Here is a 24,013-nt window from a genome sequence, read left to right as displayed (position 1 = left end):
TCAAGATCTGCAAGGGACGCCCCGGCGTCCCTTCTTTTCTTTCTTTGCCGTCCTCTGGCCCGCCCCCCGCACCCATGCGCCCGGCCCTTCCAGCCCCGCGCATCCTTTCACTCTCTTAACGTCTGGTGTGCCCTGCGTGTTCATGCGCGAAACCGCAAGGTTGCGAGGCTTCGTGGAGTGCGGTAGCGCCGCCGGGTAAAGTCCGACGGCGTGCATCTCAAGGCCCTGACCCTTCGCGGGTTCAAGTCGTTCGCCTCGGCGACCACGCTCCGGTTCGAGCCGGGGATCACGTGTGTCGTCGGTCCGAACGGCTCGGGCAAGTCCAACGTCGTGGACGCGCTCACGTGGGTCATGGGTGAGCACAGCGCCAAGTCGCTGCGCGGCGGCAAGATGGAGGACGTCATCTTCGCCGGCACCACGGGGCGCCCGCCGCTGGGCCGCGCCGAGGTGTCCCTGACCATCGACAACTCCGACGGCGCGCTGCCCATCGAGTACGCCGAGGTCACCATCACGCGGATCATGTTCCGCAACGGCGGCAGCGAGTACCAGATCAACGGCGACACCTGCCGCCTCCTCGACATCCAGGAACTGCTCTCCGACTCCGGCATCGGCCGCGAGATGCATGTCATCGTCGGCCAGGGCCAGCTCGACTCCGTCCTGCACGCCGACCCGATGGGCCGCAGGGCCTTCATCGAAGAGGCGGCCGGCGTCCTCAAGCACCGCAAGCGCAAGGAGAAGGCCCTCCGCAAGCTGGACGCGATGCAGGCCAACCTCGCGCGCGTGCAGGACCTCACCGACGAACTCCGCCGCCAGCTCAAGCCCCTCGGCCGCCAGGCGGCGGTGGCTCGCAGGGCCGCCGTCATCCAGGCGGACCTGCGCGACGCCCGGCTGCGCCTGCTCGCCGACGACCTCGTACGACTGCGCCAGGCGCTGCAGACCGAGATCGCCGACGAGGCCGCCCTCAAGGAGCGCAAGGAAGCCGCCGAGCAGGAACTGAAGAAGGCCCTCCAGCGCGAGGCGCTCCTGGAAGACGAGGTACGCCGGCTCACCCCGCGCCTCCAGCGCGCCCAGCAGACCTGGTACGAGCTGTCCCAGCTGGCCGAGCGGGTGCGCGGCACCATCTCGCTGGCCGACGCCCGGGTGAAGAGCGCCACCTCCACTCCGCCCGAGGAGCGGCGCGGCCGCGACCCCGAGGACATGGAGCGCGAGGCCCATCGCGTCCGTGAGCAGGAGGCCGAGCTGGAAGCGGCCCTGGAGGCGGCCCAGCACGCCCTCGACGACACCGTCGCGCACCGCGCCGAACTGGAGCGGGAACTGGCCCAGGAGGAACGGCGCCTGAAGGACGTGGCCCGCTCCATCGCCGACCGGCGGGAGAGCCTGGCCCGGCTGAACGGCCAGGTCAACGCGGCCCGTTCGCGTGCCGGCTCGGCCCAGGCCGAGATCGACCGCCTGGCCGCCGCCCGTGACGAGGCCCAGGAGCGGGCGGTGTCGGCGCAGGAGGAGTACGAGGCGCTGAAGGCGGAGGTCGACGGCCTCGACGCCGGTGACGAGGAACTGGCCGAACAGCACGAGCAGGCCAGGCTGCGGCTCGCCGAGGCGGAGGCGGCTCTGACGGCGGCCCGTGAGGCGAGCACCGCGGCGGAACGCAGCCGCGCCGCGACCCAGGCCCGCCACGAGGCGCTGGCGCTGGGCCTGCGCCGCAAGGACGGCACCGGCATACTGCTCGGCGCCCGGGACCGCCTCACCGGAGTCCTGGGCCCGGCGGCAGAACTGCTGACGGTGACCCCGGGCCACGAGGTGGCCTTGGCGGCGGCCTTCGGTACGGCGGCAGACGCGATCGCGGTGACGACCCCGGCTTCGGCGGCCGACGCGATCCGGCTGCTGCGCAAGCAGGACGGCGGCCGAGCCGCGTTGCTGCTGGCGGGAACCCCCGATGATGAGACGCCCCCATCAGAAGCGCCCCGAAGGGGCGGGGGGAACGGCGCGACCAGCCATGGCGCACCCGCGGCCGACCGGCGACCTTTCACGGCACCCCCCTCCGGGAACCTCGCAGCCGACCTGGTCCGGGGCCCCTCCGAGCTGATGCCCGCCGTCCGCCGCCTCCTGCACGGCATCGTCGTGGTCGACACCCTCGAAGCCGCCGAGGAACTCGTCTACCGCCACCCCCACCTCACCGCCGTCACCGCCGAAGGCGACCTCCTCGGCGCGCACTTCGCGCACGGCGGCTCCGCGGGCGCCCCCAGCCTCCTCGAAGTACAGGCCTCCGTCGACGAGGCCGCCGCCGAACTGGAAGAGCTGGCGGTCCGCTGCGAGGCGCTGACCGAGGCCCAGCAGACGGCCCAGGAACACCGCAAGGCGTGCACCGCCCAGGTCGAGGAGCTGGCGGAACGCCGCCGCGCCGCCGACCGGGAGAAGTCGGCCGTCGCCCAGCAGCTCGGCCGGCTCGCCGGACAGGCGCGCGGCGCGGCCGGCGAGGCGGAACGTTCCACGGCCGCCGCGGCCCGCGCCCAGGAGTCCCTCGACAAGGCCCTGGAAGAGGTCGAGGTTCTCGCCGAGCGGCTCGCCGTGGCCGAGGAGATGCCGGTCGAGGAGGAACCGGACACCTCGGTGCGGGACCGGCTGGCCGCCGACGGTGCCAACGCCCGCCAGACCGAGATGGAGGCCCGCCTCCAGGTCCGTACCCACGAGGAGCGGGTCAAGGGCCTCGCCGGCCGCGCCGACTCCCTCGACCGCGCCGCCCGCGCGGAACGCGAGGCACGCGCGCGTGCGGAACAGCGCCGGGCCCGGCTGCGCCACGAGGCCGCGGTCGCGGAGGCCGTCGCCTCCGGCGCCCGGCAGCTGCTCGCGCATGTCGAGGTCTCGGTCGGCCGGGCCGACCGGGAGCGGGGCGCCGCCGAGGCCGCGAAGGCCCGGCGCGAGCAGGAGCTGACCGCCGCCCGCACCACCGGCCGTGACCTCAAGGCGGAACTCGACAAACTCACGGATTCAGTTCACCGGGGTGAGGTACTCGGCGCCGAGAAACGGCTGCGGATCGAGCAGCTGGAGACCAAGGCGCTGGAGGAGCTCGGTGTCGAACCGGCAGGACTCGTCGAGGAGTACGGCCCGCACCAGCTGGTGCCGCCCTCGCCCCCCGCCGAGGGCGAGGTGCTGCCGGAGGACCCCGAGCATCCGCGCAACCAGCCCAAGCACTTCCACCGGGCCGAACAGGAACGGCGGCTCAAGGCGGCCGAGCGGGCCTACCAGCAGCTGGGCAAGGTCAACCCGCTCGCCCTGGAGGAGTTCGCGGCCCTTGAGGAACGGCACAAGTTCCTCAGCGAGCAACTGGAGGACCTGAAGAAGACCCGCGCCGACCTGCTTCAAGTGGTGAAGGAGGTCGACGAACGCGTCGAACAGGTCTTCACGGAGGCGTTCTGGGACACGGCGAGGGAGTTCGAGGGCGTCTTCAGCCGGCTGTTCCCGGGCGGCGAGGGACGGCTGATCCTCACCGACCCCGGCAACATGCTCACCACGGGCGTGGACGTCGAGGCCCGGCCGCCGGGCAAGAAGGTGAAGCGGCTCTCCCTGCTGTCGGGCGGCGAACGCTCGCTGACCGCCGTGGCGATGCTGGTGTCGATCTTCAAGGCGCGGCCCAGTCCGTTCTACGTCATGGACGAGGTCGAGGCGGCCCTGGACGACACCAACCTCCAGCGGCTGATCCGCATCATGCAGGAGCTCCAGGAGTCGTCGCAGCTGATCGTGATCACGCACCAGAAGCGCACGATGGAGGTCGCCGACGCGCTCTACGGCGTCTCCATGCAGGGCGACGGTGTGTCGAAGGTCATCAGCCAGCGGCTGCGCTGAGGCTGGGTCCTGCCCGGCGTTCCGCTGCGGATGCGTCGTGCCTGGTCGCCCCCGGCGGCGGAACCGCACTCGACGCAGCCCGCGTCCCCCGGTAGATCATCTCCCCGCCATCTTCAAGAAGTGAACGCATTTCCCTTGCGTGGTATCTGCAACTTCACACCCCTCCCCCTATTGACTTCGAAACTTGAAGGCATAGTCTCTGCAACGTTGCTTTTACCTTCAGGTGTGAGTGGCGTCATGTTGTGCGCCACTTGTCCCTGGGAGGGCTCACCCCCACCCCCGGCAGCGCTGCCGGGTGGCCCGAGGAGTTTCTTGTGACCAGCACTGCGCAGGCACCCCATTCAGGAGCCGGGACGGCTCACCCCGAACATCTCGGGCATGTCATCTTCATCGCGGCGGCCGCCGCGATGGGCGGTTTCCTCTTCGGCTACGACAGCTCCGTCATCAACGGCGCCGTCGAGGCCATCCGAAGCCGCTATGACATCGGGTCCGCCGCCCTGGCCCAGGTCATCGCCATCGCCCTGATCGGCTGCGCCATCGGCGCCGCGACCGCCGGCCGGATAGCCGACCGGATCGGCCGTATCCGCTGTATGCAGATCGCCGCCGTGCTGTTCACCATCAGTGCCGTCGGTTCGGCGCTGCCCTTCGCCCTGTGGGACCTCGCCTTCTGGCGCATCATCGGTGGTTTCGCCATCGGTATGGCCTCCGTGATCGGCCCCGCGTACATCGCCGAGGTCGCCCCGCCCGCCTACCGAGGCCGCCTCGGTTCCTTCCAGCAGGCCGCGATCGTCGTCGGCATCGCCATCTCGCAGCTGGTCAACTGGGGTCTGCTCAACGCCGCCGGGGGCGACCAGCGCGGCAAGCTGATGGGCCTGGAGGCCTGGCAGGTCATGCTGGGCGTCATGGTGATCCCCGCCGTCCTGTACGGCCTGCTCTCCTTCGCCATCCCCGAGTCCCCGCGCTTCCTGATCTCGGTCGGCAAGCACGACCGTGCCCGCGAGATCCTCGAAGAGGTCGAGGGCGACAAGATCGACCTGGACGCCCGCGTCGCCGAGATCGAGCACGCGATGAAGAGCGAGCACAAGTCGACGTTCAAGGACCTGCTCGGCGGTTCCTTCTTCTTCAAGCCGATCGTCTGGGTCGGTATCGGTCTCTCGGTCTTCCAGCAGTTCGTCGGCATCAACGTCGCGTTCTACTACTCCTCGACGCTGTGGCAGTCGGTCGGTGTCGACCCGACGGAATCGTTCTTCTACTCCTTCACGACGTCGATCATCAACATCGTCGGCACCGTGATCGCGATGATCTTCGTGGACCGGATCGGCCGCAAGCCGCTGGCCCTCATCGGCTCGGTCGGCATGGTCGTCGGCCTCGCCCTGGAGGCCTGGGCCTTCTCCTACCACCTGGTCGACGGCAAGCTCCCCGCCGCGCAGGGCTGGACCGCGCTGATCGCCGCGCACATCTTCGTCCTCTTCTTCGCCCTGTCCTGGGGCGTGGTCGTCTGGGTCTTCCTCGGCGAGATGTTCCCGAACAAGATCCGTGCCGCCGCGCTGGGCGTGGCCGCCTCCGCGCAGTGGATCGCCAACTGGGCCATCACCGCGAGCTTCCCGTCGCTGGCCGACTGGAACCTCTCCGCGACCTACGTGATCTACACGGTCTTCGCGGCCCTCTCCATCCCGTTCGTCCTCAAGTACGTCAAGGAGACGAAGGGCAAGTCCCTGGAGGAGATGGGCTGACCCTCGTCACGAGGCCCCCAGCTCGAGGAGAAGGGCCAAGTCCCCGCTGCCCCTCTCCTCGTACCCCCCGCCGCCCCGCCCGGTCACTGCCCGGGCGGGGCGGCGGTCATACCCACCGGTGCCCAGACCCAGCCGGTGCCCGACCCACCCGGTGCCCTGACTCAGTCGGTGCCCTGACTCAGTCGGCGCCCTGGCCACCCGGCGCCCTGGCCCGGCCGGCACTTCTCGCCCGACCGTCCGATCCGCCGCGTGCCTCGCTGTCGCCGCGACGGCGCTCGGCCGCGACGCCGGTGTCCGCCGGTGCCCCGCTCACCCGTGCGCGCGGGTACGAACCCCCGCCCCGCTACGCCGGCAGCGCCGGAAGCACCGCCTCTCCGAACAGCCGCAGGCTTCGCCAGCCCTCCTCCAGGGGCATGCCGCCCGCCAGGGGATGCAGGACCAGGTTGTCCAGGCCGGCCGCCACGCACTCATCCGGCGTGAGGATGCGGTAGACGCCCTCCGCGCGGAGTTCCTCCACCGTCGTGGCCGACGAGCGCACCGCCGAGTGGATGTCGCCGGACTGCCAGGACGCGTAGGTCCGGGCCTCATGCAGGAAGTGCTTCCCGTACTGAGCCCACGCCCGGTCCGGGTCCTCGGCGATGTGCAGCAGCGGTGTCTCCGCCGTGGGCATCATCGTCCAGCCCTCCGTGCCGTACTCGGTGAGCTTCTCCTTGTAGTACGCCTCCAGTTCCGGCAGATGCGCGCTGGGGAAGAACGGCAGGCCGAGCCGGGCGGCACGGCGGGCGGCGGCCTTGGAGGAGCCGCCGACCAGCAGCAGCGGGTGCGGATCGGTGAAGGGGCGCGGCGTGACCCGTACCGTACGGCCTCGGTACTCGAACTCCTCCCCGGTCCAGGCCTTGAGCACCGTCTCCAGCACCTCGTCCTGCAGCCGGCCCCGCCGCTTCCACTCCACGTCGAACAGGGCGTACTCCTCCGGCCGGTAGCCGATCCCGGCCACCGTCACCAGCCGCCCTCCGCCGAGCAGGTCGAGCACCGCGATGTCCTCCGCCAGCCGCAGCGGATCGTGCAGCGGGCCGATCACCGCCGACACGGTCACCGCGATGTTCCGGGTCGCCCCGAACACCGCGCCCGCGAAGATGAACGGCGACGGCAGCCAGTTGTTGTCGACCCCGTGGTGTTCCTCGGTCTGGACCGTGGTGACCCCGTGCTCGTCGGCGTACGCGGCCATCTCCACGGCGGCCCGGTAGCGGGCGCCCAGGGAAGCGGAGTCGGCTCCGGGCTCGACGAGGTTGAAGCGGACGACCGAGACGGGCATGGGAGTTCCCCTTCACCTTGGCCGGGCGGGTGTGGCGGGGACAGTAGCTGACGGCACGTCAGACAGCCAGAGGCGCGCGCTTCCCGGGTGCGGCCGGCACCACCGCCGGCTTCGGCAGCAGCGCGTACAGCAGACCCGAGACGACGATCGTCGCGATCCAGCCCAGCCCGTACCGGCCGACGGGGTTGTTCGAGGCGAGCGGGCCGGTGAACCAGTCGGACCTGGTGAACAGGGACCCGGCCGCCAGGCCGAGCGCCCAGGCCGTGACGGCGGCGGGGGAGAAGCCCGCCCGGTACCAGTAGGCGCTGGCCCGGGTGGTGTCGAGGAGCGCCGTGGCGTCGTACTCCCGCCGCCGGAGCATGTCGGTCCCGAACACGCCCACCCAGGCCGAGAACGCCACCGCCAGCAGCGACAGGAAGGCGATGAACGCGCTCATGAACGAGGTCGCCGCCAGCATCAGCACCCCGCCCAGGACCAGCGAGATCACCGCGTTGACGGAGACCGCCCAGTGGCGGGGGATCCGGAAACCGAGCGTCTGGGCGGTGAAGCCGGCCGAGTACATCGACATCGCGTTGATCAGCACCATCCCGACCAGTGCGATCAGCAGATAGGGGACCGCCAGCCACAGCGGGAGGATCTCGCCGAGGAAGGAGACCGGGTCGCTCGCCTTGGCGAGGTCGGGCGTGCCGGACGCCACCACCGCACCCATCAGGACCATGGGGAGGACGACGAGCACGGCGCCGCCGACCGTGTTGCGTACGATCGCCGCCGAGGACGCCGTACCCGGCAGATACCGCGTGAAGTCCGGCGAGGCCGGCGCCCAGCTCATCCCGCCCGCCGCGATCAGTCCGACCCCGGTGATCATCGCCGCCGTGGGGCCGGCGGGCTGCCCGAGCACGCCGCTCCAGTCCGTCTTCGCGATCAGACGGCCGAGGACCAGCAGGGTGAAGGCGCCGAACAGCCAGGTAGCCCACCGGTTGCAGCGCCGCACCGCCTTGATGCCCATGCCCGAGATCGCGAACGTGGTGAGCACGAAGAGGAGGAGGGCGACGATGATCAGGGCGGTGTTGCTCCCGACCCCGAAGACGATGTCCAGGACCGTCAGCAGCGCATAGGCGCCGGTCACCGCGTTGATCGTCTCCCAGCCCCAGCGCGCCACCCAGATCAGCGCGCCGGGCAGCAGATTTCCGCGCTGCCCGAAGACCGCGCGGGACAGGGCCATGCCCGGTGCGCCACCGCGCTTGCCCGCGATGCCGACCAGCCCGACCAGGCCGTACGACACGATCGGCGCGGCGGTGCCGACCACCAGCGCCTGCCAGAAGTTCAGTCCGAACGACACCGCCAGGCTCGCGCCCACGGTGAGCAGCAGGACGCTGATGTTGGCGGCGATCCAGGTGGGGAGCAGCCCGCGGGGTGTCCCGGTGCGCTCGGAGTCGGGGACCGGTTCGATACCCCGGGTTTCGAGGCCGTGGTGCTCCAGTGACTCTTCCAGATGTTCGAGGGCGCCATCGTGGTGGGCGGTGGAGCTCATGAGCAGTCATCGTACTTTAGTCCGACGAATGCCCCCAAAGGAGACATTCCCCCTCGGGGAATCGTTCGGAAACTCCCTCGCGAGGGAACAAAGTCGTGCCCGGGGGAGGGATGGATACTGGACGGGTTATGGAAACCGTCATCCTTGCTGTAGTCATCGCCGTGGTCGTGCTCGGCGCGCTCGGCGGGCTCGTCATCGGCAGCCGGCGCAAGAAGCCGCTGCCCCCGCCGCCCCCCGCCGCGCCCGACATCACCGCGCCCCCGGCCGAGCCGCACGTCGGCGACGAGGCCGAGACGCCGCGCGACGAACCGCGCCGGACGATAGAGGAGGTCGACCTTCCCGACGGCTCGGCTCCCGTCGTCGTAGAAGAGCCCCCGGCTCCCGAGATCGAGATCCCCGAGCCCACGGCCGGCCGCCTGGTCCGGTTGCGCGCCCGGCTCTCCCGCTCCCAGAACGCCCTCGGCAAGGGGCTGCTCACGCTGCTCTCGCGCGAGCACCTCGACGACGACACCTGGGAGGAGATCGAGGACACCCTGCTCACCGCCGACGTCGGCGTGCAGCCCACCACCGAGCTGGTCGAACGACTGCGCGAGCGCGTCAAGGTGCTCGGCACCCGCACCCCCGAGGAGCTGCGCGGACTGCTGCGCGAGGAGCTGCTCAATCTGGTCGGCACCGATGCCGACCGCGTCGTGAAGACCGAGCCCGCCGACCGCAAGCCCGGCATCGTGATGGTCGTCGGCGTGAACGGCACCGGCAAGACCACCACCACCGGCAAACTCGCGCGGGTGCTCGTCGCCGACGGCCGTACGGTCGTCCTGGGCGCCGCCGACACCTTCCGGGCCGCCGCCGCCGACCAGCTCCAGACCTGGGGCGAGCGGGTGGGCGCCTACACCGTGCGCGGGCCGGAGGCCGGCGACCCCGCCTCCGTCGCGTTCGACGCGGTGAAGGAGGGCAAGGAGATGGGGGTGGATGTCGTGCTGATCGACACCGCCGGGCGTCTTCATACCAAGACCGGGCTCATGGACGAGCTCGGCAAGGTCAAGCGGGTCGTCGAGAAGCACGCCCCGCTGGACGAGGTGCTGCTCGTCCTGGACGCCACCACCGGCCAGAACGGCCTGATCCAGGCCCGGGTGTTCGCCGAGGTCGTCGACATCACCGGCATCGTGCTCACCAAGCTGGACGGCACCGCCAAGGGCGGCATCGTGATCGCGGTCCAGCGCGAACTGGGCGTCCCCGTGAAGCTCATCGGCCTCGGCGAGGGTGCGGACGACCTGGCACCGTTCGAGCCGGAGGCGTTCGTGGATGCCCTTATCGGTGACTGATCCCAGCCGGGTAAATTCACCCGCCGCTGGCGCGAGAACCTTCGTGAGCCTTCGTGAGAAGCGCCCGATCCCCAAGGTGCAGCCGGGGACGGGCGCTTCGGCGTATGAGGAGCCCCCTGCGGCCGAGCAGGTCGGGTGAAGTCTGCTGTTGCTCGGCAGCGTCCCGAAGGGGCGCGGGGCCGTATCGATATGCGGCTCCGCCGCGTGGGCGCGACCAGCCACGACGTCGCCGTGGACGAACGACGGCGTATCGCGGCGATTCCAGCGGAGCGCTCAGGCCCACGACCGGTGTGCCAGGTACGCCAGTGTCCCCAGCAGCAGCCTCGCCGCCGGCGGTTGCGTCGCCGAGTCCAGGGCCGGTGGCCGCAGCCAGCGCACCGGGCCCAGGCCGCCCCGGTCGGACGGCGGAGCGGTGAGGTACGTACCCGGGCCGAGGCCGCGCAGGTCCAGGGAGGAGGGGTCGTCCCAGCCCATGCGGTAGAGCAGTTCGGGAAGTTCGGCGGCGGCGCCGGGGGCGACGAGGAAGTGGGCGCGGCCCTCCGGGGTGGCGATGACCGGTCCCAGCGGCAGGCCCATCCGCTCCAGGCGGACCAGGGCCCGGCGCCCGGCGGGCTCGGCGACCTCGACGACGTCGAAGGCGCGGCCGACCGGCAGCATCACCGCCGCGCCCGGGAACTCGCCCCAGGCCTTGGTGACCTCGTCGAGCGTGGCCCCGGCGGACACCTGGGGCGCGAAGTCCAGCGGATGCGCTCCCGGCGCGGGACACTCGGCGTGCCCGCACGAGCACGCGCCGGCCGCGGCCCGGGCCCCCGGGACCACGTCCCAGCCCCACAGACCGGTGAACTCGGCGACGGCGGTGCAGTCCGATGAACGACCGCGCCGGCGTGTGCCGGAGCGGATCTCGCGAATGCCGCCGATCGTGAAGCCCATGCCCCCTCCAACGGGTCCGGCGCGCCGGTGGTTACGACACGGAACGAGACCGAAACGGAACGTGACGCTACGGCTCCGCCTTCCCTCGCGCCCGCAGGGTCAAGTCAGCGCCTGGAAGCGCTGCCGGTGGTGCATCGGGGCCTGCGCGCCCCCGAGTGCATCGCTCCGCCTACTCCCGGCCGTCCTATGTCAAGTGAATCGCGCCAGGGCCGTCGTGAGTTCATTCGAAGGGGTGGCGAATGGTGGCGTTTCCGGGATCGCCATGGCTGGAGCAGTGATCGTAGGATTACTTTGTGTGCACGAGGCCTGGGGGCACATGCACTCGTGGGTATGCCGGAGGCAACTCGGTATCCCGTTCGAAGGGTGAGAACTGGCGGACGGGCAGCCGTATTTACCGGCATTCTGATAGGGCTTGGCGCATCCGGCAACAAGTGGTCTCAGGGATGGGGGCGTTCCAGTGGGCGGCAACGGCGGAAGCGGGACGACCGCGGCCAGTACGGACAAGCGCCCCAATGAGCTGCTCAACTCGTGGTTCGTGCGCAGCGGCTGGTCCAAGGGCGAGCTGGCGCGGCAAGTGAACCGCAGGGCACGCCAGTTGGGGGCCAACCACATCTCGACCGACACGTCGAGGGTGCGCCGCTGGCTCGACGGGGAGAACCCGCGCGAGCCGATCCCGAGGATCCTCTCCGAGCTGTTCTCCGAGCGCTTCGGCTGTGTCGTCTCGGTCGAGGACCTCGGTCTGCGGGCCGCCCGCCAGTCACCCTCCGCGACCGGCGTCGACCTGCCCTGGACGGGCCCGCAGACGGTGGCCCTGCTCAGCGAGTTCTCGCGCAGCGACCTGATGCTGGCGCGGCGCGGCTTCCTCGGAACCTCGCTGATCCTGTCGGCGGGCCCGTCCCTCATCGAGCCCATGCAGCGCTGGCTGGTCCCCTCGCCCGCCGGACCGCAGCCGCCCCCCGAGTCGGCCGCCGACTCCCGCCGCCCCGGGCGTCTTTCCAAGCCCGAGCTGGAGCTGCTGCAGTCCACCACGGTGATGTTCCGCCAGTGGGACGCCCAGTGCGGCGGTGGCCTGCGCCGCAAGGCGGTCGTCGGCCAGCTGCACGAGGTCACCGACCTCCTCCAGGAACCCCAGCCCGAGGCCACGGCCCGCAAGCTCTTCAAGGTCGCCGCCGAGCTGGCCGAACTGGCCGGCTGGATGTCGTACGACGTCGGCCTCCAGCCCACCGCCCAGAAGTACTTCGTGCTCGCCCTGCACGCGGCCAAGGAGGCCGGCGACAAGCCGCTGGGCTCCTACGTCCTCTCCAGCATGAGCCGCCAGATGATCCACCTCGGCCGGCCCGACGACGCTCTGGAGCTGATCCACCTCGCCCAGTACGGCAGCCGGGACTGCGCGAGCCCGCGCACCCAGTCGATGCTGTATGCGATGGAGGCCCGCGCCTACGCCAACATGGGCCAGCCCGGGAAGTGCAAGCGGGCGGTCCGGATGGCCGAGGACACCTTCGCCGAGGCCGACGAGTGGGATGAGCCGGACCCGGACTGGATCCGCTTCTTCTCCGAGGCCGAGCTCTACGGCGAGAACAGCCACTCCTTCCGCGACCTCGCCTATGTCGCCGGCCGCAGCCCCACCTACGCCTCGCTGGCGGAGCCCCTGATGCAGCGGGCCGTGGAGCTTTTCGCCAAGGACGCCGAGCACCAGCGGTCGTACGCACTGAACCTCATCGGCATGGCCACCGTGCACCTGCTGCGGGGCGAGCCCGAGCAGAGCACGGTTCTCGCCGCCGAGGCCATGGGCATCGCCAAGAAGGTGCGCTCCGAACGCGTGAACACTCGTATTCGAAAGACGGTGGACTCGGCCGTCCGTGATCATGGCGATCTCGCCGCGGTCGTCGACCTCACCGAACAGCTCGCCGTCGATCTGCCGGAGACCGCCGAGGCGGTCTGAACCCCGGCACCGCCCGGACCCCGGCCGCGGCCGGCCCTCCCGAACTGCCCGACTCGGCTCCCCCACGCCAGGTCATCGGAAGGCCGCCCGCGGCCGGTCCTGTCTTCGCGCCCACACCGGCGCCGCTCTCGCGGACGCGGCCGGTCGCCGTGGGGGTTCCTCCACCGATGGTTGCGGTGTCATCCATCGAGGTTGCGTCACGATAACGATCCGCACCGCGAACATCAGCCAGTTCACCGACGCGTAACACCCGCGACTCCTTCGTCACGGCGGCGAAACAACGAGGGGCAACGACCGAAACCGCGCTGCGCCAATCTCATGGCGCATAACCGGCCCACCCCCCGCTTGAACCGGACCGCTCTCAGGCATCGCCCGCACACAGGGCCGTACCAATCGACGAGGAGACGCCGATGGCACCAGCCATCATGCTTGCCGCGGAGGCACCCAAGCTGTCCTCCGCGAACACAGGCTTCATGCTCATCTGTTCCGCCCTGGTGCTGCTCATGACGCCGGGACTCGCCTTCTTCTACGGAGGCATGGTCCGCGTCAAGAGCACCCTGAACATGCTGATGATGAGCTTCGTCAGCATCGGGATCGTCACCATCCTGTGGGTGCTCTACGGCTTCTCCCTGGCCTTCGGCTCCAGCAACGGCTTCATCGGCTTCAACTCCGACTGGCTGGGCATGAGCAACGTCGGCCTGACGGAGCTCTGGGACGGCTACACGATCCCGATCTTCGTCTTCATGGTCTTCCAGATGATGTTCGCGGTCATCACGCCGGCTCTGATAAGCGGTGCCATCGCCGACCGCGTCAAGTTCTCGGCCTGGGCGCTCTTCGTCGCCCTGTGGCTCACGGTCGTCTACGTCCCGGTCGCCCACTGGGTGTGGGGCGCCGACGGCTGGGCCTACAAGCTCGGTGTGATCGACTTCGCCGGTGGTACCGCGGTCCACATCAACGCCGGTGCCGGCGCGCTCGGCGTGATCCTGGTCATCGGTAAGCGGGTCGGCTTCAAGAAGGACCCGATGCGCCCGCACAGCCTCCCGCTGGTCATGCTCGGCGCCGGTCTGCTGTGGTTCGGCTGGTTCGGCTTCAACGCCGGCTCCTGGCTCGGCAACGACGACGGCGTCGGCGCGCTGATGTTCGTCAACACGCAGGTCGCCACCGCCGCCGCCATGCTGGCCTGGCTCGCCTACGAGAAGATCCGGCACGGCGCGTTCACCACGCTGGGCGCCGCCTCCGGCGCGGTAGCCGGGCTGGTCGCGATCACGCCGTCCGGTGGTGCGGTCTCCCCGCTCGGCGCGATCGCCGTCGGCGCCATCGCCGGTGTCGCCTGCGCCGCGGCCGTCGGCCTGAAGTTCAGGTTCGGCTACGACGACTCCCTGGACGTCGTCGGCGTCCACATGGTCGGCGGCATCATCGGCTCCCTGCTCATCGGCTTCTTCGCCACCGGCAAGGGCCAGTCCACCGCGACCGGCGTCTTCTACGGCGACCACTCCTTCACCCAGCTGTGGAAGCAGTTCGCCGGTGTCGGCGCGGTCCTCGGCTACTCCCTGGTGGCCTCCGCGGTCCTCGCCTTCCTCCTCGACAAGACCATCGGCATGCGGGTCTCCGAGGACGAGGAGATCTCCGGCATCGACCAGGCCGAGCACGCCGAGACTGCATACGACTTCAGCGGGGCGGGCGGCGGTGTCGTCGGCACCGTCTCCGCCGCGGCCCTGGCCGGCACGAGCAAGAAGGTGGACGCATGAAGCTCATCACCGCCGTCGTGAAGCCCCACCGGCTCGACGAGATCAAGGAGGCCCTGCAGGCCTTCGGCGTCCACGGTCTCACGGTCACCGAGGCCAGCGGCTACGGTCGGCAGCGCGGCCACACCGAGGTCTACCGTGGTGCGGAGTACACGGTCGACCTGGTGCCCAAGATCCGCATCGAGGTGCTGGCCGAGGACGAGGACGCCGAACAGCTGATCGACGTCATCGTCAAGGCCGCCCGCACCGGCAAGATCGGTGACGGCAAGGTCTGGTCCGTCCCGGTCGAGACCGCCGTTCGGGTCCGTACGGGCGAGCGCGGACCGGACGCACTGTAGAACAGAACCATCTGAATACAGGCAGGAGTCGCTGGGTGACGGGTACGGAAGTTCGGAACGACGCGGAGAACACGGGACCCAGCGGCTACGCGGCGGCCCGGCTGCGCCTCCTCACCGAGGGGGCGCGGTCCGGGCCGTCGCGCCGTACCGCCCTCGCCGAACTCACGGACGGCTGGCTGACCGGCCTGTTCGCGGCGGCCACCGAGGGCGTCAGGGGCGGCGTCTCCCTGGTGGCCGTCGGCGGCTACGGCCGCGGCGAGTTGTCCCCGCGCAGCGACCTGGACCTTCTGCTGCTGCACGAGGGCGGCGACTCCGGCGCGGTGGCCGCCGTCGCCGACCGGCTCTGGTACCCCGTCTGGGACCTGGGCCTGGCCCTCGACCACTCCGTGCGCACGCCCGCCGAGGCCCGCAAGACCGCCGGCGAGGACCTCAAGGTCCAGCTGGGCCTCCTGGACGCCCGCCACATCGCCGGCGACCTGGGCCTGACCACCGGACTGCGCACCACGATCCTCGCCGACTGGCGCAACCAGGCCCCCAAACGCCTCCCCGAACTCCAGGAGCTCTGCCTCGAGCGCGCCGAACGCCACGGCGAGCTGCAGTACCTCCTGGAACCGGACCTGAAGGAGGCCCGCGGCGGGCTGCGGGACGCCACCACGCTGCGTGCCGTCGCCGCCTCCTGGCTGGCCGACGCCCCGCGCGAGGGCCTCGCCGACGCCCGCCGGCGCCTGCTCGACGTCCGTGACGCCCTGCACCTCGCGACCGGGCGCGCCACCGACCGCCTGGCGCTCCAGGAGCAGGACCAGGTCGCCGCCGAACTGGACCTCCTCGACGCCGACACGCTGCTGCGCCAGGTCTACGAGTCCGCGCGGGTCATCTCGTACGCCAGTGACGTCACCTGGCGTGAAGTGGGGCGCGTGCTGCGTTCGCGCGCCGTGCGGCCCCGGCTGCGCGCCATGCTGGGCGGCAAGCCGGTCACCGAGCGCTCCCCGCTCGCCGAAGGGGTGGTGGAGCAGGACGGCGAGGTGGTGCTCGCCCGCGCCGCACGCCCCGAACGCGACCCCGTGCTCCCGTTGCGCGCCGCGGCCGCCGCCGCTCAGGCCGGCCTTCCGCTCTCCCTGCACGCCGTACGGCGCATGGCCGCCACTGCGCGCCCCCTGCCCACGCCCTGGCCCGCCGAGGCGCGCGAGCAGCTGGTCACGCTCCTCGGCTCCGGCCGCCCCACCGTCGACGTCTGGGAGGCACTGGAGGCCGAGGGGCTGATCACCCGCCTCCTTCCCGACTGGGAGCGGGTCCGCTGCCGTCCGCAGCGCAACGCCGTGCACATCTGGACCGTCGACCGGCACCTCATCGAGACCGCCGTCCGGGCCTCCGAGTTCGCCCGCCGCGTGCACCGCCCCGACCTGCTCCTGGTCGCCGCGCTGCTGCACGACATCGGCAAGGGCTGGCCCGGCGACCACTCGGTGGCCGGCGAGATCATCGCCAAGGACGTGGCGGCCAGGATCGGCTTCGACCGCACGGAGGTGGCGGTCCTGTCGACGCTGGTACGGCACCATCTGCTGCTCATCGAGACCGCCACCCGGCGCGACCTGGAGGACCCGGCCACGGTCCGGCTGGTCGCCGAGGCGGTCGGCAGCCAGGGCACCCTGGAGCTGCTGCACGCCCTCACCGAGGCCGACGCGCTGGCCACCGGCCCGGCCGCCTGGTCGTCCTGGCGCGGCTCGCTCGTCGCCGACCTGGTCAAGCGGGTCTCGGCGGTCCTCGCCGGGGACGCCGACGAGCCCGAGCCGGGCGCGCCGACGGCCGAGCAGGAGCGGCTGGCGATCGAGGCGTTCCGCACGGGCAGCCCGGTGCTGTCCCTGCGGGCCCAGACCGAACCGGCGGCGACGGAGGACGAGCCGTCCGGCGACCCCGAGCCGCTCGGCGTGGAACTGCTCATCGCCGTACCGGACCAGCCGGGCGTCCTCCCGGCCGTCTCCGGCGTCCTGGCCATGCACCGCCTCGCCGTCCGCACCGCCGAGCTGCGCTCCCTCCAGCTCCCCGACGACGTCGACGACGGCGCCGTCCTGCTCCTGGACTGGCGGGTCGCCGCCGAGTACGGCTCCCTGCCCCAGGCGGCCCGCCTCCGTGCGGACCTGGTCCGCGCCCTGGACGGCTCCCTGGACATCGCCGGACGCCTCGCCGAGCGGGACGCTGCCTACCCGAGGCGCCGGGGCTGGGTGGCCCCGCCGCCGCGCGTGACGGTCGCCTCGGCGGCCTCCCGGCACGCCACGGTGATCGAGGTGCGGGCCCAGGACGCACCCGGACTGCTGTTCCGGATCGGGCGGGCGCTGGAGGACGCCGGGGTACGGGTGCGCAGCGCGCATGTCAGTACGCTCGGGTCGAACGCCGTCGACGCCTTCTACGTGACCGGCACCGACCACGCGCCGCTGCCCGCGGAGGAGGCGAGCTCCGTGGCGCGCAAACTGGAGGAGACGTTGAGGGCCTGACCGTACGGTTGTGCAAGGCGGGGACCACTTCCTTGCGCGGCCGGATACCCTGGAAGACGCTCACTGCCCCCGACTCCGAGGACCGACGCCGCCGTGTTCGACACTCTCTCCGATCGCCTTTCAGCGACCTTCAAGAATCTGCGCGGTAAAGGGCGTCTGAGCGAAGCGGACATCGACGCCACGGCCCGGGACATCCGCATCGCGCTCCTCGAAGCCGACGTGGCCCTCCCGGTCGTCCGCACCTTCATCAAGAACGTCAAGGAGCGGGCGCTCGGCTCCGAGGTCTCCAAGGCCCTGAACCCGGCCCAGCAGGTCCTGAAGATCGTCAACGACGAGCTGGTCACCATCCTCGGCGGCGAGACCCGGCGGCTGCGGTTCGCCAAGCAGCCGCCCACCGTGATCATGCTCGCCGGTCTCCAGGGTGCCGGTAAGACCACCCTCGCGGGCAAGCTCGGCCACTGGCTCAAGGGGCAGGGCCACTCCCCGCTCCTGGTCGCCGCCGACCTCCAGCGCCCCAACGCCGTCAACCAGCTCAGCGTCGTCGCCGAGCGCGCCGGGGTCGCCGTCTACGCGCCCGAGCCGGGCAACGGCGTCGGCGACCCGGTCAAGGTCGCCAAGGACTCCATCGAGTTCGCCAAGCAGAAGGTCCACGACATCGTGATCGTGGACACCGCCGGCCGCCTCGGCATCGACCAGGAACTGATGCGGCAGGCCGCCGACATCCGGGACGCGGTCAGCCCCGACGAGATCCTCTTCGTCGTCGACGCCATGATCGGTCAGGACGCGGTCACCACCGCCGAGGCCTTCCGCGACGGCGTCGGCTTCGACGGTGTCGTCCTGTCCAAGCTCGACGGTGACGCCCGCGGTGGTGCCGCGCTCTCCATCCGCCAGGTCACCGGCAAGCCGATCATGTTCGCCTCGAACGGCGAGAAGCTCGACGACTTCGACGCCTTCCACCCGGACCGGATGGCCTCCCGCATCCTCGACATGGGTGACCTGCTCACCCTGATCGAGCAGGCGGAGAAGACGTTCAGCCAGGAAGAGGCCGAGAAGATGGCCTCCAAGCTGGCGTCCAAGAAGGGCCAGGACTTCACCCTGGACGACTTCCTGGCCCAGATGGAGCAGGTCAGGAAGATGGGCAGCATCTCCAAGCTGCTCGGCATGCTGCCCGGCATGGGCCAGATCAAGGACCAGATCAACAACCTGGACGAGCGGGACGTCGACCGCACCGCCGCGATCATCAAGTCGATGACCCCGGGCGAGCGCCAGGACCCCACGATCATCAACGGCTCCCGCCGCGCCCGCATCGCCAAGGGCTCCGGCGTCGAGGTCAGCGCGGTCAAGGGGCTCGTCGAGCGGTTCTTCGAGGCCCGCAAGATGATGTCCCGCATGGCCCAGGGCGGCATGCCGGGCATGCCGGGGATCCCGGGCATGGGCGGCGGCCCCGGCCGGGCCAAGAAGCAGCCGAAGAAGGCCAAGGGCAAGCAGCGCTCCGGCAACCCGATGAAGCGCAAGCAGCAGGAGCTGGAGGAGGCCCAGCGCCGCGAGGCGGCGGCCCAGGCCGGCAACGCCTTCGGGGTGCCGCAGCAGGGCGGCCAGGACTTCGAGCTGCCGGACGAGTTCAAGAAGTTCATGGGCTGACGTTCCATGGGCTGAAGTCCATGGGGGTTCAAGGGCTGCGTCCACCTGTGCGCGTGCCAGGGGTTGGTCGGTGTCGTACCTTCCGCATATGACCAACCCCGCGCCCCCGCGCAAGTCGCCCGACCAGCCCTGGCGTACCGAGGGCGCCCCCGAGGAGCCGCAGCAGCAGCCGCCCGGTGGGCGGAAGATGCGCGGCGGCTGGTGGCGGTTGATCATGACCGCGCTGGTGGTCTACCTGCTCGCCAACCTGGTGCTGTCCTACTTCGACCAGGCCAACGAGCCGACGATCTCGTACACCGAGTTCAGCAAACAGGTCGACGACGGCAACGTCGACAAGATCTACGCCAAGGGCGACTCGATCCAGGGGCAGCTCAAGAAGGAGCAGAAGAACCCCGAGGGCGGCGGGAACTACACCAAGTTCAACACCGAGCGGCCGTCCTTCGCGGACGACGGCCTCTGGGCGAACCTGACCAAGCACAGCGTCACGGTCACCGCCGCACCGGTGGTCCAGCACCGCAGCTTCCTCGCCAACCTGCTCATCTCGCTGGCGCCGATCATCATCCTGGTCGCGGTGTGGCTCTTCATCGCCCGCCGGATGAGTGCGGGGCTCGGCGGCGCGGGCGGCATGCTGGGCCGCAAGGCGCCGCCCAAGCCGGTCGAACTGGAGCCCGGACAGCAGCGGACCACCTTCGAGGACGTGGCCGGCATCGACGAGGTCGAGGGCGAACTCAACGACGTCGTCGACTTCCTGAAGAACCCCGACGCCTATCGCCGGATGGGCGCCAAGATGCCGCGCGGTGTGCTGCTGGCAGGCCCGCCAGGCACCGGCAAGACCCTGCTCGCGCGGGCCGTCGCCGGTGAGGCGGGGGTGCCGTTCTTCTCGGCCTCGGCCTCCGAGTTCATCGAGATGATCGTGGGCGTCGGCGCCTCCCGCGTGCGTGAGCTGTTCGCCGAGGCCCGCAAGGTCGCGCCGTCGATCATCTTCATCGACGAGATCGACACCATCGGCCGGGCCCGCGGCGGCGGTGCCTCCATGGGCGGTCACGACGAGCGCGAGCAGACCCTCAACCAGATCCTCACCGAGATGGACGGCTTCTCCGGCTCCGAGGGCGTCATCGTCATCGCGGCCACCAACCGTGCCGACATCCTCGACCCCGCGCTCACCCGCCCCGGCCGCTTCGACCGGGTGGTCCAGGTGTCGCCCCCGGACCGCACCGGCCGCGAGGCCATCCTGGAGATCCACACCCGCGAGATCCCGCTCGCCCCGGGCGTCGACCTGGCCCAGGTCGCCCGTACGACGCCGGGCATGACCGGTGCGGATCTGGCCAACCTCGCCAACGAGGCCGCCCTGCTCGCGGTCAAGCGCAAGCAGGACCGCGTGACCCAGTCCGACCTCTCGGAGGCCCTGGAGAAGGTCCAGCTCGGTGCCGAACGGCCGCTGGTGATGCCCGAGGAGGAGCGCAGGCGTACCGCCTACCACGAGAGCGGGCACGCCCTGCTCGGCATGCTCCAGCCCGGCGCGGACCCGGTCCGCAAGATCACCATCGTGCCGCGCGGCCGCGCCCTCGGCGTCACGCTGTCGACGCCGGACGCCGACAAGTACGCGTACACCGAGGAGTACCTGCGCGGCCGGATCATCGGCGCGCTCGGCGGAATGGCCGCCGAGCAGGAGGTCTACGACGTGATCACCACCGGTTCGGAGAGTGACCTGGAGCAGGTCACCAACATCGCGCGCGGAATGGTGTCCCGCTGGGGCATGAGCGAAGAGGTCGGCCGTCTCTCCGCCCTCCCGAACGACGCCCAGCAGGCCTACGGACTCGCCGCCGCGCCTCAGACCCTCGACGTGATCGACACCGAGATGCGCCGGATCGTCGACGAGTGCTACGAGGAGGCGCGCCGCAAACTCCGCGACCACCGCGACCAGCTGGACGCACTGGCCCAGGCCCTGCTGGAACGCGAGACGCTGGAGGAGGCGGACGCCTACCGGATCGCGGGCATCACACGCCTGGCCAAGGATCCCGACGGGAGCTGAGCGCCCCCAAGGGGGCGCGGGGCTGTACCGCTATGCGGCTCCGCCGTGGGGGCGCGACCAGCCACGACGCGGCCGCGGACGAAAGACGTCGGCCTCCCGGCGGAGCGTCAGCGCACGCGGGCGATCAGGTAGCGGAAGACGTTCGGCATCCACACCGTGCCGTCCGGGCGCTGGTGCGGGTGGAGCGCCTCGGTCAGCTCCTTGTCGACCTGCTCCTGGTCGGTCGCCGCGATCGCCGCGTCGAACAGCCCGGTCGACAGCAGCCCGCGTACGGCGCTGTCCGCGTCGGCGTACCCGAACGGGCAGGAGACCCGGCCGGAACCGTCTATCCGCAGCCCGGCCCGCTGGGCGACCTCCTCGAGGTCGTCGCGGCAGGCGGGCCGCCAACGTCCCGCGCTGCGCAAAGGATCGGCCAACTTCGCGGCCACCCGCAGGACGGACGAGGTCGCACAGCGCTCCGGCGGACCCCAGCCGACCAGCACCACGGCCGCCCCGCGCTCCGCCAGAGGCGTGGCCTCGGCGAGCAGTCCACCGAGCCGTTCGGCGTCGCCGGCCAGGCAGCCGATGGGGTCGAAGGCGGTGATCAGGTTGTACGCCGGTGCCTGCGCGTCCGCCGCGTCCGCCGGCCCGCCCTGGACGACCCGGGCGGCGCGGCCACGCGCGCGTGCCCCGAGGGCCGGCTCGGGCAGCAGGCGCTCACGGGCGAGGGCGAGGCGTTCGGGGGAGGGGTCGACACCGGTCACCACGGCCCCTCTGGCCGCCGCCATCAGCAGGGCGAGACCGGAACCGCAGCGCAGGCCGAGCAGCCGGGTGGCGGGGCCCACTTCGAGTCGCTCGTGGACGGTCTGGTAGAGCGGCACCAGCATCCGCTCCTGGATCTCTGACCAGTCACGCGCGCGTGCGCCCAGGTTCACGCGGGGTGCGGAGTCCGCGTGAGACGGGTGATGCCGCACGAGCGTAGGTGTCATAGGTAAGCGCCCCAATCCGCCGAGAGTTACGCACTGACCGATTCCGTGGCCCCCGTGGCGTGCCCTCGCACTTCCCACGTATGCCAGGTAACTCCGGGCTCGCGGTGGCGTCCAGAGGTCGCGTGACCCGGCTTGTGCGTGGACTGTGACTGTGGCGAGATTTCACATCCCCGCAACTTGTGGCTCTACCATCGGACCCATGACACGGCGGTTCTGGCCATGGTCGGTCGGCATGGTGGCCGTATGACCTCCGGTCGCCGGAGACGGGGCCGGTGCCGGGATGACGACGGGATCCGGGTAACGTCGGGACCGTCGCGGGCGCTGACCGAGATGAGGTCCGCCGCCACGAGAGCGACCGAAAGGCCTCTTGCGCATCCGCCGGCCACAGCGCCTCGCTCCCTACGCCGGGGTACGCGTCGGGTCGTACGTCAGACTACGCACCGGCTTGGTACGAGCTGTGAGGCTTCTCCGCAGATCAGCGCACCCGTACTCGTCTCCACGCATCAGTGCCAACTGACGGGTACGTGCAAATTATTTGGGATGCCCCGGAATAGGAACACAGTGGCCCTCCCGCTCGTTCTCATTACGTGAGCACGACACAGACACCACCTGTTCTCGCCGCAGAGCTGGCAGAGGCGTGGGCCGACATTCAGCGGTACCACCCCGAACTGCCGGACCTTGCCGCGCCAGAGTCCCTGATCGGAGAGTCGTCGTCCGCGTGCGGACACGAGCTCTCCTTCGAACGACTGCTCCATGAGGCAGTCCACGGCATCGCCGCAGCCCGTGGAGTGCGCGACACCTCCAGGGCCGGCCGTTACCACAACCGCAGATTCCTCGCGATCGCCGAGGAGCTGGGCCTCGACCACCCCGACGAGCCGCACCCCAGCAGCGGCTTCTCGCTGGTCGCGCTCAACCCCGAGGCCAAGCGCCGCTACCGGCCGACCATCGAGAGACTGCAGCGCGCTCTCAAGGCCCACACGGTGGCGACCTCTGCCGACACCTCCCGCACCTTCCGCGGCCCGGCCGCCCGCCATGGCTCGTCCGGCGGCGGCGTCCGGGTCAAGGCGGTGTGCGACTGCGGTCGCAACGTCCGGGTGGTGCCCTCGGTCCTGGCCCAGGCGCCCATCGTGTGCGGCGGCTGCGGCAAGCCGTTCCGCATCCCGGAGATCGTGGGAGCGGCGGCGAGCTGAGCACACGGCTGCTCGTGGCAGCCGTAGCCATTGCTCATCGCCGCACCCAGGCCTCCCCGCGGGCAGCGCACCCGACGTACCTCACCTCCACGCCGGGTGCGCCTGCGGCATGCCCAGGGTCCGTCACCTCGACGTCGGCCAACGCGACCCGCAGGGTGTGGCACAATGGCTAGCTGTACTCGACAGCCGCACAGGACCCCTCTCTCCTCCGGCTGACGCGTCCATCGGGCACTCGGGTACCGCAACCCCACGCGGCAGACTCGCCGTGCCCAAACACGTCAATCCAGGAGAACCCACTCCCGTGGCAGTCAAGATCAAGCTGAAGCGTCTGGGCAAGATCCGTTCGCCTCACTACCGCATCGTCATCGCCGACTCCCGCACTCGCCGTGACGGCCGTGCGATCGAGGAGATCGGCAAGTACCACCCGACCTACAACCCGTCGGTCATCGAGGTGGACGCCGACCGCGTCGCGTACTGGCTCGGTGTCGGCGCCCAGCCGACCGAGCCCGTGCTCGCCATCCTGAAGAAGACCGGCGACTGGCAGAAGTTCAAGGGCGAGCCCGCCCCGGCGCCGCTGCTCGTCGCCGCGCCGAAGGCCACGCGCCCGTCGTTCGAGGCGCTCGGCGGTGACGACGAGGGCAAGGGTGAGGCGATCACCCAGAAGAAGAAGGCTGAGAAGAAGGACGAGGCCGCGGCTGAGTCCGAGTCGACCGAGGCCTGAGCAGCATGCTCGAAGAGGCGCTTGAGCACCTCGTGAAGGGCATCGTCGACAACCCCGACGATGTGCAGGTCGCCTCGCGCAACCTGCGTCGTGGGCGCGTGCTGGAGGTCCGGGTGCACCCCGACGACCTCGGCAAGGTGATCGGCCGTAACGGCCGTACCGCCCGTGCCCTGCGCACCGTCGTGGGCGCCATCGGCGGTCGTGGAGTCCGCGTCGACCTCGTCGACGTGGACCAAGTCCGCTGACGCTTCATCGCAACCGGCTCGGGCCGGGGAGGGC

The 24,013-nt window shown here is 70.8% G+C and carries 16 protein-coding genes; 12 read left to right on the top strand and 4 right to left on the bottom strand.

Features of this window, described 5'->3' with window-relative positions; all coding sequences use genetic code 11:
* The first annotated feature begins 210 nt into the window (after positions 1-210).
* Both smc and AB0N16_RS35325 read left to right on the top strand, forming a co-directional pair.
* Positions 211-3,840 (top strand): chromosome segregation protein SMC, encoded by a 3,630-nt coding sequence (gene smc, locus AB0N16_RS35330; RefSeq protein ID WP_365804016.1) that lies wholly within the window; start codon positions 211-213, stop codon positions 3,838-3,840.
* A gap of 314 nt (positions 3,841-4,154) precedes the next feature.
* A complete protein-coding gene (locus AB0N16_RS35325) occupies positions 4,155-5,573 on the top strand; it encodes a sugar porter family MFS transporter (RefSeq protein WP_365804014.1) in 1,419 nt (472 codons plus the stop codon).
* A 343-nt stretch (positions 5,574-5,916) separates the two neighbouring features.
* Here the strand turns inward: AB0N16_RS35325 and AB0N16_RS35320 are convergent, their stop codons facing one another.
* Entirely contained in the window at positions 5,917-6,888 is a 972-nt protein-coding gene (locus AB0N16_RS35320) for an LLM class flavin-dependent oxidoreductase (protein WP_365804012.1), read from the bottom strand.
* A gap of 58 nt (positions 6,889-6,946) precedes the next feature.
* Positions 6,947-8,419, bottom strand: a complete 1,473-nt coding sequence (locus tag AB0N16_RS35315) for a cytosine permease (RefSeq protein ID WP_365804010.1) — start codon at positions 8,417-8,419, stop codon at positions 6,947-6,949.
* Positions 8,420-8,547: 128 nt separating this feature from the next.
* On the opposite strand from AB0N16_RS35315, the gene ftsY reads away from it, so the two are divergent.
* Positions 8,548-9,741, top strand: a complete 1,194-nt coding sequence (gene ftsY / locus AB0N16_RS35310) for a signal recognition particle-docking protein FtsY (protein ID WP_365804008.1) — start codon at positions 8,548-8,550, stop codon at positions 9,739-9,741.
* A 273-nt stretch (positions 9,742-10,014) separates the two neighbouring features.
* Here the strand turns inward: ftsY and AB0N16_RS35305 are convergent, their stop codons facing one another.
* Entirely contained in the window at positions 10,015-10,671 is a 657-nt protein-coding gene (locus AB0N16_RS35305) for a bifunctional DNA primase/polymerase (RefSeq protein ID WP_365804006.1), read from the bottom strand.
* A gap of 457 nt (positions 10,672-11,128) precedes the next feature.
* Here AB0N16_RS35305 and AB0N16_RS35300 point away from each other — a divergent pair, with 457 nt between their 5' ends.
* The 6 genes from AB0N16_RS35300 (at position 11,129) to ftsH (ending at position 20,855) form a co-directional block, all read left to right on the top strand.
* Positions 11,129-12,613, top strand: a complete 1,485-nt coding sequence (locus AB0N16_RS35300) for a hypothetical protein (protein ID WP_365804004.1) — start codon at positions 11,129-11,131, stop codon at positions 12,611-12,613.
* 410 nt (positions 12,614-13,023) lie between these two features.
* Positions 13,024-14,361, top strand: a complete 1,338-nt coding sequence (locus AB0N16_RS35295) for an ammonium transporter (RefSeq protein WP_365804002.1) — start codon at positions 13,024-13,026, stop codon at positions 14,359-14,361.
* Positions 14,358-14,696 (top strand): P-II family nitrogen regulator, encoded by a 339-nt coding sequence (locus tag AB0N16_RS35290; protein ID WP_365804000.1) that lies wholly within the window; start codon positions 14,358-14,360, stop codon positions 14,694-14,696. The genes AB0N16_RS35295 and AB0N16_RS35290 overlap by 4 nt, the downstream gene beginning before the upstream one ends.
* Before the next feature lie 35 nt (positions 14,697-14,731).
* Positions 14,732-17,182, top strand: a complete 2,451-nt coding sequence (locus AB0N16_RS35285) for a [protein-PII] uridylyltransferase (RefSeq protein ID WP_365803998.1) — start codon at positions 14,732-14,734, stop codon at positions 17,180-17,182.
* A gap of 93 nt (positions 17,183-17,275) precedes the next feature.
* The gene (gene ffh, locus AB0N16_RS35280) at positions 17,276-18,823 is read left to right on the top strand and encodes a signal recognition particle protein (RefSeq protein WP_365803996.1); all 1,548 of its coding nucleotides are present in this window, start codon (positions 17,276-17,278) and stop codon (positions 18,821-18,823) included.
* 88 nt (positions 18,824-18,911) lie between these two features.
* A complete protein-coding gene (gene ftsH / locus AB0N16_RS35275; protein WP_365803994.1) occupies positions 18,912-20,855 on the top strand; it encodes an ATP-dependent zinc metalloprotease FtsH in 1,944 nt (647 codons plus the stop codon).
* A gap of 107 nt (positions 20,856-20,962) precedes the next feature.
* Here ftsH and AB0N16_RS35270 read toward each other — a convergent pair whose 3' ends face one another.
* Complete coding sequence (locus AB0N16_RS35270) at positions 20,963-21,823, bottom strand: SAM-dependent methyltransferase (RefSeq protein WP_365803992.1); 861 nt, start codon at positions 21,821-21,823, stop codon at positions 20,963-20,965.
* A gap of 587 nt (positions 21,824-22,410) precedes the next feature.
* Here AB0N16_RS35270 and AB0N16_RS35265 point away from each other — a divergent pair.
* The 3 genes from AB0N16_RS35265 to AB0N16_RS35255 all read left to right on the top strand — a co-directional run bounded on the left by AB0N16_RS35265 (position 22,411) and on the right by AB0N16_RS35255 (position 23,979).
* A complete protein-coding gene (locus AB0N16_RS35265; RefSeq protein ID WP_362572153.1) occupies positions 22,411-23,013 on the top strand; it encodes a hypothetical protein in 603 nt (200 codons plus the stop codon).
* A gap of 301 nt (positions 23,014-23,314) precedes the next feature.
* Entirely contained in the window at positions 23,315-23,734 is a 420-nt protein-coding gene (gene rpsP, locus AB0N16_RS35260) for a 30S ribosomal protein S16 (protein WP_089098502.1), read from the top strand.
* A 5-nt stretch (positions 23,735-23,739) separates the two neighbouring features.
* Positions 23,740-23,979 carry an RNA-binding protein gene (locus AB0N16_RS35255; RefSeq protein WP_014176063.1) on the top strand — a complete coding sequence of 80 codons (240 nt, stop codon included), beginning with the start codon at positions 23,740-23,742 and terminating at the stop codon, positions 23,977-23,979.
* The last annotated feature ends 34 nt before the right edge of the window (positions 23,980-24,013 follow it).

It is taken from the genome of Streptomyces sp. NPDC051105 (assembly GCF_040682795.1).
Lineage (GTDB): Bacteria > Actinomycetota > Actinomycetes > Streptomycetales > Streptomycetaceae > Streptomyces.
Note: the sequence above shows the minus strand (reverse complement) of the source record. Positions and strands in the feature narration are given on the sequence as shown.

Coding starts and splice junctions, on each gene's coding strand:
- AB0N16_RS35305 (WP_365804006.1), bottom strand. CDS start 10,671: ATGGGCTTCACGATCGGCGGCATTCGCGAGATCCGCTCCGGCACACGC.
- ftsY (WP_365804008.1), top strand. CDS start 8,548: ATGGAAACCGTCATCCTTGCTGTAGTCATCGCCGTGGTCGTGCTCGGC.
- AB0N16_RS35315 (WP_365804010.1), bottom strand. CDS start 8,419: ATGAGCTCCACCGCCCACCACGATGGCGCCCTCGAACATCTGGAAGAG.
- AB0N16_RS35255 (WP_014176063.1), top strand. CDS start 23,740: ATGCTCGAAGAGGCGCTTGAGCACCTCGTGAAGGGCATCGTCGACAAC.
- ftsH (WP_365803994.1), top strand. CDS start 18,912: ATGACCAACCCCGCGCCCCCGCGCAAGTCGCCCGACCAGCCCTGGCGT.
- AB0N16_RS35270 (WP_365803992.1), bottom strand. CDS start 21,823: ATGACACCTACGCTCGTGCGGCATCACCCGTCTCACGCGGACTCCGCA.
- AB0N16_RS35320 (WP_365804012.1), bottom strand. CDS start 6,888: ATGCCCGTCTCGGTCGTCCGCTTCAACCTCGTCGAGCCCGGAGCCGAC.
- AB0N16_RS35295 (WP_365804002.1), top strand. CDS start 13,024: ATGGCACCAGCCATCATGCTTGCCGCGGAGGCACCCAAGCTGTCCTCC.
- AB0N16_RS35290 (WP_365804000.1), top strand. CDS start 14,358: ATGAAGCTCATCACCGCCGTCGTGAAGCCCCACCGGCTCGACGAGATC.